The following is a 13265-nucleotide window of genomic DNA, read 5'->3' as shown; positions in this document are numbered from 1 at the left end:
TGCACGGGCAGTCAACACTCTGGGGTGTGGTCAGCATTGTTCCACTCTGCTGTTCCACTTTGGTGTTCCACTCATGGCCTACATCGTCCGTCGCCAGTCCGGCTACTACCTGAACATCCGATTGCCGAAGCATCTGTTTCCGAACCGTCACACCCTGCGTATGTGCCTGAACTTGCGAGAGCGACAGAGCGCATTATTCTTGGCCGTCTCGTTGGCCGAGCGAGTGCACAACCACCTGATTGAACACCCTATGACTGACCTTCAAACTCTCCGTGCGTTGTGTTCGCAGTGGAGAGACGCTGCCCCCTTGCCACCTATCCAGCCTGCTCCAAGGACGGCACAAGCGGTTACGGTGAAGCGACACGTTGACGGTCCTACCCTCGCCACTTTGTCCAAGCTCTATATAGAAGAAGGAAAACGTGGCGGCACTTGGCGAGAAGTCAGCACCTTCGAAGTGGAGCGTGCCCTACGCGATCTGTTCGAACTGATGGGAGACATGCCCGCCAAAGCATTCGACGTGCACCAAGCCAGACTGTTGAAGGAACGGTTGAGTCGATGCCCGCAGTACTTCGGCCTACGCCCTGAATATGAGGGCAAGACTCTGAAGCAGGTTGTGGAGTCTGGCGCCACTTACAAGACCATCACCGCCGTGACCGTAAACAATCGTCTACGCAAACTCTCGGCGTTCATGAACTGGTGCAAGTCCAACGGGTACGTAGCGGACAATCCGCTGATGGGCCTGAAGGTAATGACTGGATCGGCCAAGGAGGCACGACTGTCTTTTGATCGACATGATCTGACCACCCTGCTCGACCTGGATGCACTTAAGGCAGAAGCCCGAAAACATCCATGGCGTTACTGGTTGCCGCTCCTTGGGCGAACCACCGGGGCACGACTGGAAGAACTCTGCCAACTACGCGTGGATGACTTCATCGAACAACAGGGTATCCAGTGCATCCGCATCGATGACAGTCGTGAAGGCCAGAACCTGAAGAACTCCAGCAGCCGACGCATGCTCCCCTTGCACCCTGCCCTTATCGACTTGGGGCTGTTGCTCCACGTTGAATCAGTTCGGTCCACGCGAGCAGATCGCCTGTTCCCTGAACTGGAAGCTGTGCGGGGGAAACTTGGTCACGCACCGTCGAAATGGTTCGGTCGGTACAAGACCAAACAGGGCATTACCGACCCGAGGAAGACGTTCCACAGCTTTCGCCACACACTCATTGACGACCTGCGGGATGCTGGGGTGCAGGACTCGCTGATCAAACGAATAGCTGGCCACGAAGACGGGGCGGTGACGTTCAGCATTTATGGCAGCCGCAGTCCATTGAAGGCGATGGCGGAAGCCATGTCACAGATCACGTTGTAAGCCTGTCTGCCAACCAACCCAACAGTGGGTTGGTTGCGGTAGTGAAAATTGATGAAGACAAGAACAACGAAGTTGCCCTCGGATTTGAAGGCATCCATTTGGACGCTTACACCACAAGACGAAACAAAACATCCAGAACTAAGTGGAACGTTCCACAGTCTCCACACACGCTAATGGAGGATTCGCGGGATGTTGGTGTTCAGGACTCGTCGCTAATACGGGTAGCCAAGCTACCAATGTTGCTACACCCTCTCCACCGCAACAATACAGAAAATTAATACACTGATTAAAACATGCACGCCACAACAATACCGAGAATCTCATACACTAATTTAAAACATGCATGCCTGAGCAATAACGAGAAACTAATACACTTACCAACACATGCACGCCACAACAATGCTGAGAATATCATGCACCAATTAAAGCATGCACACCTCAGCAAAAACGGAAAACTAATACACTTAACTAAACACACGCAAACAAAGAACTACGACACCGACCAAACATACACAAACGGAAACTCATACACTAAGTAAACCAAAGAAAATATTTTTCAATTTTTGGGTTGACGGCCGAATAAAAATCGGATCAGATATGCCCAGACAGGACATCCACACGGCAAAGGCCAAAACTATAAGCGAGTGACTTTCTTTGACTAATAGGAGAACAAGCACCCTCACAAACCCAAACTAACAATAATGTTATACCTCGCAATCCAAAACCAGCCGAACAACCGCACACCCCCTCAAATACCACGTAGAGCCTATGCACAAACACACTAAAAAACCGTCTAAGACATCCCTTTAACAACAACCGCTAACCCCTCTCACTTCCAGCGCAACCTTGGAGTTTTGTGAGAGTCTGACAGGTATTGCCTTATGAAAAACCAAATACCATTCCCCACAGAAAATCACAAAGATCACTTTGTCTATGACAACTTGCCATTCATCAATCCTGAACACGGACAGCTTCACCCAATTCAGTGGGCTACAGTAATAGACATCAGCCTAATAAACCCCAACGATGACGATGATGATCACTTTATTACCCCTCCCTCTTATTACCTCCAGATCACGCCCAACGGAGAAGTAAGAGGTGTAACACATGATTTCGATGAACATGAAGAGTATTTTTCGGTAACTGCGGATAATTTCGACGTTGGTTTTCTAAAAGTATTCTCCAATCAATTCCCTCAGGTTACGCCCACGCTACTAGCCCTACTAGACTATCGTAAATACCGGACATCCAAATTGAGGGAGGACTTAAACCAAGAAAACATCTCAAATGATGATTAATATCATCCCACACCAATAATCAGCGAACGATCGTTAACCGCCAGCCCTAGTTCTAAAGGTCGCTGAGCTCGGAAAACTTTGTTTACGATTATCTCCAAGCAATAAGCTTCAGCAAAAGCTGCCAGAGCGTTTTTGAGACCTCACACACTTTCAACCAGAGGCTCAAAGCTCTGGCAGTGCATTGTGCCGCCCTGAAATAAATTGAACCAGTTAGTATCTAATCACTTCAAAGCCGAAACGTTTATGAAAGCCATACACGCATTAATTGCACCGCCAGGAGCAGGAAAAACATCTTGGCTAATTAACCAGCTCACCAAGCTAGACGACCAACGCTCTGTACTTGTATTTCCTACAAAAATTCTTTCAGCAGAAGTGCAAAACCGAATGCAGGACCTGAAGATGGATTTCAATGCCATCGATAGCAATACCGTAGAAGGCTCTGTTGTACAGTGCCTAGAGGAAAGCCTTCTCAACCGTACTCACAGGATTCTCATCTGTACCCACGAGTCACTGAGGCTGATCAACCCTGAGACCCTGCATGGATGGAGACTGTACGTAGATGAGATCCCGACAACCTGGGATTGTTTAACACACAACTTTAGCGACCTCTCCTACCGTAAAGCGTTTGGCGGCATCACCGATGTGACCAAAGTAGGCGATAAGAACAGAGTGAGTGCGAAAGACGATTACCGTACGCTAATTGAAGGACTGGCCAACGGAGACGACTCAACTTTTACATCTGATGCACGCAGCATATTCAAGGCATTACTTGACTGCAGGTATGTTGTTGAAGTCGAAGAACTCGATTCTAAGTTGCAGCGAACCATCAGAGTCATTGGGATCAAACATTACATTCCGGCATTCAACGCAGCAGAGGAAGCGGTGATCATGGGGGCTGAAGTAGAGAAAACGCTTCTTGGAATCACCCTGAAAGGAGCAGGCTGGTGCATTCGCCCCATCGAGGCAAACATAGATTTTTCTGGGTATGGAAACAAGGTAGAGATTCACCCTTTCTTCAGGAACAGGCCTTACTCAAAGAGTGCAGCACTTATGAAGGCAGGCAAGTTTTTTCCAGACTATCAAGAAGATTGTCTACTAGATGCATGGCTGAAAGTCGATGTGTTTAGAATTATCGGAAACAGGAAAGCAATTCTAGTGGCACATCAGTGGTGCAAACCTGAACTCCCCATTCCACAAGGCCATGACGATAGCAATATAAAATTCATCCCCATCGACAACAGAGGCATTAACGAGTATTCCGAATATAACATTGCCATTTGCCTACAGCACGGCAACATAACCCCAATCGAAGTCAGGAGTTTAAATACACTTGCAGAACTACTCTCTGTCGAGAGTACAGTAACCCCCAATGAAATCAAGGAAGCAGTGAAGTATGAACGATTCTACGAGTCCACCCTTCAATCTGTTTGCAGAACTGCCCTGAGGTCAAGAACAAGCCTATCCAATATCTTGTTATTTGTGCAAGACCTAGATATCGCAAACTTCCTCGCAGAAAAGATAGACAATTGCGAGATCAACGAAGCTTTCTCTGAAGATTACATAGCACCAGAGTCTGCCTCAAGAATTAAGAGAGAAAGTCTAAAACAGAAGGCCATCTGCCTTTGGGAGCAGAAGTACAACATCGATGACATCGCCAAAGAGGTCGGGAAGACCCCGAGAACGGTAAGTAGCTGGCTCAGCCCGCACCGACAGTTGCAGCAAGCAGACCAGTTGGAAATTTCTTCTTAAAGATTCTTTAAGAGATTTTTTCCACAATTAGAAGCTAGCATCCCCATGCAGACAACTTTTAGAATGGATCCCTCGTGACGTTACCGTCACTGACAATAGCCTGTGCCACCAAGCACGGATGACAACCCTATAGGATTAAGGGGGAGATGGGGCGGACAGCCCTCCCCGCTTTGCTTTTGCTCTCAATCTTACTTAGCAACTTTTGGCTTTAGCCACTATTGTGCAGCCTTATAGGAATAACAGTGACGAAGTCACAGGGAATCAATCCGTGCCTTTCGGCACCAGTTATACCAGTAATAACTATACCGTTCATAGCAAGAGCAACAGCGGGAGGGGGTCACCCCCTTTCCTCCCTGGGAACTTAAACAGTTGTTAATCGTGCCCTGAGGCACAGGTAGGAATAATGGAGACTATAGACTTGGAAGTCAGTTATCCGTGACTGTCAGTCACCACTTACCTACAGGGTTCAGATCAAAAACGTGTGGGGTTTGTCTGCCCCTACCCCACCGATTACATGCCGCCCTGTGAGGCAAGAACTCTATTCAATAGGGTGGATAGGGGGCTCTGCCACCACCCTGCTCTTTTTCTTGATCTGAACCATGCCGAGCGGCATAAGGAACCTGAGTGAACTGATCGCAAGCGTGCAGGGTTACCCATGGGTAAGGCGCCAGCGGGGGACGATTGGATTCTTTAAGTAGCCCATCTAAGTGGGCTAGGGATGGCCCATCCCACGCACGTTAACCTCCAGATGTGATCATTAGCGTGCGGAGATGGGCATTGGACAGTTTTCGCCTAGTGAACATCCACCGCCGTTAAGCGGGTGTTTACTATCCTCATCAGCGTATCGAAGTCTGCGTGGATGAACGCTGAGTGGACAACGCAATCGAGGACACGGTGCCGCATCGCATCTTCATCAACTGAATCTACCCAGCCATTCTTGATGAGGCTTGAGATCGCACGTTCCACACGCTCACTGCTGAGCGTAAGAAAATCAGGTAACACAGACGTGTCGATTCTCACCGCACGGTTACGGTCCATCCGCACCAGCAGAAGCAGCATCACTGCCACTTTGTCCTCGTCTAGCGCTGCATAAGCAGCCATAGCTTCAAACGCATACCGTGGAACATGTACTGCTTGGTCCTTGGGTGTCACCGGTAATTCTCTATCCTGCTACGGAAAGTGGGTCAGACTAGACCGGCTTTTCTGCTCGGGCAAGATTCGGATTCACCACACAGCCTAGGGTTCCACCTGGCTCGCTGCTGGTCTGAACCGAGCTGATTAATGCAGCTGCCTCAAGGTCGGCAATGGCCTTCACGACCTCTTGCAGGGTGATCCCACACTGCCGAGCTACCGCTGCCAGGGTGACCTGTACAGCGCTGTCGTCATCGATAGCGGCCACCAGAATCAGCATTACTGGCACCGCGTGAGGATTGGTCCGGTTCAGCTTACTCAGCTCTCCGAACAGGGACGGGTTGTAGAACAAGCTTTCGCCGATCTCATCAGTATCTGCGGGTAGTGCCACGATTCGCTTGGTCATCTCTCTGCTCCAAGGACACTGCTTGGGCTGATCGCCCTACCGCAATGTCACGATTAGTGTGTTCACGATTAGATCACATCGCTGGACCATGGGGAATGCCAGCACCTCCCCCCGCTCCAGCCCTTCAACACCAATTCGGCCATCGTGTTCGCGAGCTGCGGCTTGCCATGGGTATTAATCAAGAGGCGTTTGCGGACAAGTGTGGCTTTGCCAGAACGTATATGTCCCGCATCGAAACGGGCGGTGCCAACCCATCGCTTAATGCCATCAAGGTGTTGGCCGATGCGCTAGGAGTCAGCATCTCAGCACTGTTCGAGGGAATGTGAAGCCGGATGGTCATGTGCACATGACCATTCCAAGTAGCTGATCAGAACTAATCGATATCTAATCCGCCTAGGCGTCGGCTACGGGGGCTAATACTTTTGTAGCACGTCAACTCCCCTGATTGTGGTGCGTTGCCGCTACAGGGGCTAAGCCAGCCTCTCTTTTCGTGCAAATACCATCGGACGCAGCAAAGTTGCTGGGTCATCACGCCGTAAATACGCGAAAACGCTTATTTTCTCAGGATTCCCCCTGCCCGGTTGATGGTCCAGTTTTGGGTCATCGTCGCAACAGACGTCCATCCAGCTTTGGATGCAATTCTAGAAGTGAGGTCGCCCCAGCAGCCGCACCTAGGCAGCCCTGACTTTTCAGGGCTAGCTCCTGTGTCATTTCAGGTATGCCTGACGCACCACAAAGAACCTGTACAAAAAGTGAGCAGAATCGCCTCTTTTCCCGTGTCACAAAATGCCTTTACCAACCCTACGTGACACAGTATTATCTGACACACCCTAACTAACACATCGAGGTGTGTTCATGTTCATCCGTGCGTACCTGCGAGCCTCCACAACTGAACAAGATGCAACCCGTGCAAAACAGGCGTTGATCGACTTTGCTAGCGAGCGTGGGCATAAGATCGCAGCCTTCTATGTCGAGAACGTGAGTGGCGCAAAACTCGAACGGCCCCAGCTGTTTCGCCTGCTGGATGACAGCCACGAAGGTGACGTGTTGCTGATTGAGGGGGTAGATCGATTGTCCAGGCTCGCCCAGGACGACTGGACGCTGCTGAAGGCCAAGATCGCAACCAAGAAGGTGACAGTAGTTTCCATTGACCTGAGCACCAGCCACGCAGTCCTGAAGCCCACGGAGGGAATGGACGATTTCACTAAGGGCATGATCGCAGCTGTGAACGGAATGTTGCTCGATATCTTGGCGGTAGTTGCACGCAAGGACTACGAGGACCGCCGCCGTCGTCAGGCCGAGGGGATCGCTAAGGGCAAGGCCGATGGTGCGTACAAAGGCCGTCCAGTGGATGCCAAGTTGCGAGAGCGTATCAGCGAACTGCTGGCTGACGGTAAGAGCATCCGCAGGGTGGCTAACCTGCTGGAATGCAGCACGACTACAGTGCAGAAGGTCAAGACAGCACAGTTGAAAGCTTTCGACGAAGCCCATGAAGCGTTTGAAAAGGAGGATGAGCAACTTAATCAGAAGATCGCGCAATCCCGTCATCCTGAGGGACCTTGGCCTACAGAGGCTGACTATAAAGTGTGGACGGACGCGAAAGCTGCACTCCATGAAGCCGGACAATCGCTTGAAGAATAAATTAGCGAGTATCGCTAACTGATGACTGACACGACAGCTGGTGGCTAGGATATCTCTACTAGCGTGAGTCTAGGCAGCCTTCGGGCGGCCTTCTCGTGCCTGTGATATTTGCCGATTCTAGCCGCCGACAGCGAGGTGGCACGGGAATGGCTCTTAGCCTCGACCCACCCTGTGCGAGAAATCTACCATCCTGCCAAGTGCCTTGTTGAAATCTCGTCACGGATTAAAGAGCGATATACGATCCGGAGAAGGTTCCAATTTTTGAAAGGTGTGGGTATCAGTGAGTTTCAAAGAGCGGCTAACGTCCGACAGGGAGCGGCCAGAAGCAGCCATTCGGCGATTACTCAGCGCCGATCCCCACCCCACACACTTCAGTGCTTCACCCAGAATAACTGTGGGTCAATCCGGATAGGGCAATTGAACGTACGGAACAAAGAAAAACTCGATGTGGTGACCATGATCGCCCAGGTAAAAAAACTACCACACGGCACAGGTACAACTACCAGATTATATTCCGGCAACCAAAATCGTCTTGGAAAGAGTCATGAGGGCTTGTGTACAAGAAAAAATAGTGCCAAAACACACGCACAGAGGACGACCCAAAGGGTTAATTTTTTAATGAAATCATGTAATGTATAGGCCATATCCACCTGCCAATAACGTTTTGCGGCCTATTAAGGTGATCTGCAATACGGTGGAAGACAATATTACCAAGCAATTATAGGGTGTAACATGGAAGGTTCCAACAACAAAATCCGCTGGCTTCATTTGTCTGATTTTCATATAGGTAAAGAGGGTTACGACCAGACATATTTTCTTGGTCGTATAGTAGAGCACGTTTCAGAGCGTTTAAAAGCAGGCTACCAACTTGATTATGTCTTTATCACCGGCGACATCGCCAATCGCGGGGCGGAAAAAGAGTACGAAAGGTTTTTAGAAGAGTTTATCATACCATTGGAAGTTGCTGCACCGAATTTACTAGGGAAACTTTTTCATGTTCCTGGCAATCATGACATTGATCGAAATACTTTTGGAGCTTTTGATAGGAACGCAATTCTTCAAACCACATCCCCCCACTTTGAAGTGTCAGAAGAATCACAGCGACAGCGAGAAGTTCTGGCAAACCGCTTCAAAGCGTATATAGAAAATGACATTACCGGATATGCCGAATTCTTCAATCAGCCTGAAGGTGCTTACACCAAGGAGTTTACTCATGGTAATCAAAAGATTGCAGTAGTCGGAATTAATACTTCTTGGCTATGCAGAGACGACAAAGACTTTAGAGCAATAACACCGGGGAAGGCAATTGTAACGGAAGCGCTGGCCAAGGTTAGCGGAGCGGATCTCACTATCGTGCTTGGGCATCACCCAATGGACTGGATTTCAAGAGAGCATGCTCAACCGATAGGGCAGATCTTTGGCTCCCATCACGTTATCTACCTACATGGCCACATGCACACTCCTTGGGTGGCACCCTCATATACGGGAGTCAATCCATACTTAAATGTCCAATGCGGGGCATCCTATCAAGCCAAGGAAGGAGGCATAGATAAAAATGGATTAGTGTGGGGGGAGGTAGATTTTGACAAGCAAACTTTGAGCGTGCAGCCATGGCAATGGAATTACGAGCTGCAAGAGTGGAAAATTAATGAACAAGCACTACCCGAAGGCAGCAGAGCTGGGCAGTGGTGGAAAACATTAACACCAAAACGTCAAAGTGCAATATTCAATCTAAAAGTAAACGAACCCAAAGCGTTGCCTGGGGGATGGGAGATTCAATCTTTCGATTCTCTAAAGGGTAATCATGCTGAGCTGCCGCCGCAGGAGGCGATAAATTTTTTCAACGGCGCTGTTCCTACTTGGCGAATTGCAATTTCATCCTCAATCAATTCTCGTAGAATTGTAGGCAAAGCCGCAAACGTATTCCGTAACATTTTAACAGCAGAAAGGCCTATAGTTGTCTGCATAACCTCCGCAGGATGCGAAGGTAAAAGTACGGCTCTTTTACAAGCTGCATATGAGGTGGTGAAAACGCATCCGAAACTAAAAATTTTACGCCGTTTCAATGACAATAGGCCATTTGATGAAAAAACAATACTCGATTTGACCGAAGGTGCCGACCAATGGCTCATCGTTCTGGATGAGGTACAAGAGGCAGATGCGATCCTCGACTTTATTGAGAAGAACATTAGCTTAATCCAAGGACGCATTCACTTTCTCATAGCTTGTAGAGACTCAACTTGGATCTCCTCAGGCTCGCAACTTCGCTGGTCAATTACAGACTTCCGCAATGAAAAGCTATCGGGAATTACGACTACCGATGCAGAATCGATTGTTAGCGCTTGGGCCGCCTATGGAGATGAAGGACTAGGGGCTCTTGCCAATACAGCTAAAACGCGCCGTGCAGAAATACTGAAACAGTATGCTGATGAAGAGGTTCGAAAAGGAGAAAGCGGAGCATTGTTTGGGGCTTTACTACTTGTTCGCCATGGCGATGATCTTTACGATCACGCAAAAATGCTTGTAGAGAAACTCGACACCATTCCGATTAGTGATGACAGAACACTTAAGGACGCAATAACTTACGTCGCTATAATGCATGCGATAGACCATACATATCTAAGCAAAGAAGTCCTCCAGCATGCACTCAACATTGATCAAGGGAAATTTCAAGCACGTGTCATTCGGCCATTAGGAGAAGAGGCAGCAGCAAGTCAAACCTCCAACTATGTTTTAACAAGGCACAAATACATAGCAAAGGAGATATTAAAAGTTCTTTCTGCGGAGCTTGCATCGGATCTAAAAGAGAGATACTTAGATCTGGTACGCTCAGCATCGCAACTCGCAAAATCCGGATTTTATCTACGAGATCTTGAGTCGTGGCGATTCAAACTGTCAGGCCACTTCATGACTGTAGGTGATACAAATTTTGCTATTGAAATATCGGAAGAGATTCTCAAAGCATCTTCATCTGACGTATACATGATTACATATTTAGCAAAACTACTGAGAACAGACAATCGCTCTAGAGGCGCAGTTGATTTATTTAGGAACTACAGGGATGAGCTTGGCAGAAACAAACGAAGCTTTTACTTTAGCTGGGGTGTAGCTGAGAGCGAGGATAGTCCTATTCAAGGAGCTGCACTATCTCTGTTTTCGCTTAGTGATGATTGCGAGTATATGCCTTATGAGTTTGAAGAGGTAGTATACCTTCTCAGTGGTATTTCAGAGATCTTTAAGAGACTGCACGCTAGATATATCGACACGGAGTATATGGACGCATATCTTTCTGTTTGCTCGCTATTGGTGGATTGCCATTTGCACAAAGAATCAGCAGACATTGGTGGAAATGCACAACAGTACAAACAACAAGTTGAACGAAAACTGTATCCAGCGATACCTCACAAGGCAAGAATTGAACACCTACAGAGTGCATTCAACCTCTGCATCAGCTACCCAGCCACCCCTGTCATAGTGGAAAAAATTGGTGGATGCGGCACCCTAGGATTCGACTCACTAACTCGCATAATAGATAATATTATCAAATTGAAAGCCCGATAATAATCTTCCACTAACGTTAAATTCTAATTGCGTGATGCTGCCATCTGCCTCAAAAAATATTCATGGCAGATGGCATAAATCCTCGCTGGTTTCGTGGGCGTTGCGATTGGCCGATATTGATCAAATTCGGGCTTACGCTACAGTAGTGTTGGCGTGTTTCTGCCTGTCGCCACCGGGAGCTTTGAGTCGTCTTCTGCCAGTCATTGTAAAGAAGCATGCTGGTCGAATTAGATCCAAAGGACTGATCAGATCAATTGCAAATGTTGGGACAGGCCCGTGCAGTTACCCTCCCACCCCAAATTCTGCCAGCAGCTAGATGAACCAAGAATCCCGAACCACCACTCAAGGACGATACCCATGTCAGATAGTCAAGAAAGCAAGATCGCAACGGCGGACGCGCTCACGTTGCTTTTGCATAACCAGCACGCCTTAGGCGCCGCTATAGAAGAAATCACCAAATGGCTCTCTGAAAATGGAATAGGGAGTGTTGCTGCTAACGCAATAGAGGCCATGGAACCACTAGACACAAATGCCCAAGCAATCACAGACGCCATTATGCGGCTACGGCGTTCATAGAATCAGACAGTTCCCCCGCCACCGTAGCCGCCTACGAAGCGATCCAAGTGCCGGGAAAGGTTTATTTTTCCGCCCCCCCCCGTGGTGGTCAATTTTCTCCCACCGCAGTGATACGTGTGATGCAGCGTCTCGGACTGGAGTTGAACAAGGCGAAAGCAGCCTCTGTAGGCTCGTAGGAAGCGATTACAGCAACGTTATATGGATGGCCTACGCGCCCATACGATATTCTGTTTTTTGCCGATCTCCGAAAGCTCGTGTGAGCAGGTACGGGTTTGAGCAAGCCCTTCACTGAGCAGGATTTTAGAGAATCTCCAGATATCTCCTACCGATATTCCGCCACAGATTCACAGGCAATATTCGGCCAAGGGCTAATGTCGATTTTGAAAATTTGGGTATCAGCGGATTTTAAAGAGTGGCTTACGACCGACAGAGAACGGCCAGAATCGGAAGGTGATTTCAATGTTGGCAAATGGGCAGCATCACCGACGCTACGTTCGAATCTAGAAAGTAGTAAGGCTTGCCGCCACCGTTTCCGCGTCGCTCTTTTGGCCATCTCACGTTTGCAGCAGTCTCGTCTAAGATGGGCAAGTACTTACATGACGACAAGCAGCGCTGTACGACCGGCCATCGCGAGATGGCGTGTCATCTATTAGGGTTAAGTCGCACAATTACCACGATCCAGCCTGCCTATTGGAACGCATGAAAAATTTTACCGAGCGATTTGCAAGCAGCATCGGCCGTCACTTCGTGACACTGTCTTGTGTCCAGCATTCCCTTACACCCAAGGGCGTGCGGATTCACCTCTTCTCTGGCTTCGTGGTAGACATCATGGGTGAATGGTTCTATGTGACAGCCGGGCACATCTTGAGAGACGTAAGTAGTGCAATCAACGGTGGATCTACCTTTGATTTGTGGCGACTTGACGACCAAACAGCTGGCAAACGATTCAACAACATTGCCGTGCCCTACGATTTCCAGATTGAGCACTGGTGCGTGCTTGAAGACGCATCCGTCGGACTTGACTATGCGGCAGTGCACTTGGGTGGGCTCTATCGTCAGCAGCTCGAAGCTGGCGGCGTTGTTCCGATCACCAAGCAAGCCTGGGGGGACTATGTTACCGAGCACGATCATTGGGTCCTATATGGCATTCCAAGTGAGTCAATCTCCTACGATGACACCACCCAGATTACCGCGAAAGTCGTGATGGTTCCTCTCGTGTCAGCGGAACCGCCACCTCTCACAGCACAGAAGGCAGAAAACCAGTTCTATGCGAAGCTTGCGGACGGATCAGAGGAAGTCGTCAAAGACATCGATGGCATGAGCGGTGGGCCAATCTTCATGTTGTGGAAGGCTGACGACACTTGGAAATACAGTGTCATCGGAGTGCAGAGCTCTTGGTATTCCAGCGCTCGCGTTATCGCTGCCTGCCCCTTCTCCTCCTTTGCCGAGGCACTCGAACCAGTGGTCGAGGAGGCACTCTCGGAACTGAGGCGCGCGAAGTGACGGAAACAGTGCGACCCTACTTGGTTGAGCG

General features: G+C 49.0%; 9 protein-coding genes and 1 pseudogene. 8 read left to right on the top strand and 2 right to left on the bottom strand.

The features are described 5' to 3' along the window. Positions 1 to 73: 73 nt before the first annotated feature. The 3 genes from H8B20_RS03740 (at position 74) to H8B20_RS03730 (ending at position 4416) form a co-directional block, all read left to right on the top strand. Entirely contained in the window at positions 74 to 1369 is a 1296-nt protein-coding gene (locus H8B20_RS03740) for a site-specific integrase (RefSeq protein ID WP_210622381.1), read from the top strand. Positions 1370 to 2250: 881 nt separating this feature from the next. Next, positions 2251 to 2667 carry a hypothetical protein gene (locus H8B20_RS03735; protein WP_210622380.1) on the top strand — a complete coding sequence of 139 codons (417 nt, stop codon included), beginning with the start codon at positions 2251 to 2253 and terminating at the stop codon, positions 2665 to 2667. Positions 2668 to 2910: 243 nt separating this feature from the next. Beyond that, complete coding sequence (locus H8B20_RS03730; protein ID WP_210622379.1) at positions 2911 to 4416, top strand: terminase gpP N-terminus-related DNA-binding protein; 1506 nt, start codon at positions 2911 to 2913, stop codon at positions 4414 to 4416. A 792-nt stretch (positions 4417 to 5208) separates the two neighbouring features. Here the strand turns inward: H8B20_RS03730 and H8B20_RS03725 are convergent. Together H8B20_RS03725 and H8B20_RS03720 are read right to left on the bottom strand one after the other, a co-directional pair. Then, positions 5209 to 5568 carry a hypothetical protein gene (locus tag H8B20_RS03725; protein ID WP_210622378.1) on the bottom strand — a complete coding sequence of 120 codons (360 nt, stop codon included), beginning with the start codon at positions 5566 to 5568 and terminating at the stop codon, positions 5209 to 5211. Positions 5569 to 5605: 37 nt separating this feature from the next. Then, on the bottom strand, positions 5606 to 5953 hold the full coding sequence (locus H8B20_RS03720; RefSeq protein ID WP_210622377.1) for a hypothetical protein: 348 nt from the start codon (positions 5951 to 5953) through the stop codon (positions 5606 to 5608). Between the two features lie 44 nt (positions 5954 to 5997). Here H8B20_RS03720 and H8B20_RS03715 point away from each other — a divergent pair, with 44 nt between their 5' ends. From H8B20_RS03715 to H8B20_RS03695, 5 genes and pseudogenes are all read left to right on the top strand, one after another. Beyond that, entirely contained in the window at positions 5998 to 6279 is a 282-nt protein-coding gene (locus H8B20_RS03715) for a helix-turn-helix domain-containing protein (RefSeq protein WP_342345702.1), read from the top strand. 529 nt (positions 6280 to 6808) lie between these two features. Next, positions 6809 to 7411 (top strand): annotated as a pseudogene (locus H8B20_RS03710) (recombinase family protein); the annotation flags it as partial. Between the two features lie 915 nt (positions 7412 to 8326). After that, positions 8327 to 11155 (top strand): metallophosphoesterase family protein, encoded by a 2829-nt coding sequence (locus H8B20_RS03705; RefSeq protein ID WP_210622374.1) that lies wholly within the window; start codon positions 8327 to 8329, stop codon positions 11153 to 11155. Between the two features lie 357 nt (positions 11156 to 11512). Continuing rightward, a complete protein-coding gene (locus H8B20_RS03700) occupies positions 11513 to 11731 on the top strand; it encodes a hypothetical protein (protein WP_210622373.1) in 219 nt (72 codons plus the stop codon). 699 nt (positions 11732 to 12430) lie between these two features. Continuing rightward, positions 12431 to 13234: a hypothetical protein gene (locus tag H8B20_RS03695; RefSeq protein WP_210622372.1), complete on the top strand. Its 804-nt coding sequence runs from the start codon at positions 12431 to 12433 to the stop codon at positions 13232 to 13234. Positions 13235 to 13265: the final 31 nt, after the last annotated feature.

The sequence above is a fragment of the Pseudomonas sp. P42 genome, assembly GCF_017973755.1.
Taxonomy (GTDB): Bacteria; Pseudomonadota; Gammaproteobacteria; order Pseudomonadales; family Pseudomonadaceae; genus Aquipseudomonas; species Aquipseudomonas iridis.
Note: the sequence above shows the minus strand (reverse complement) of the source record. Positions and strands in the feature narration are given on the sequence as shown.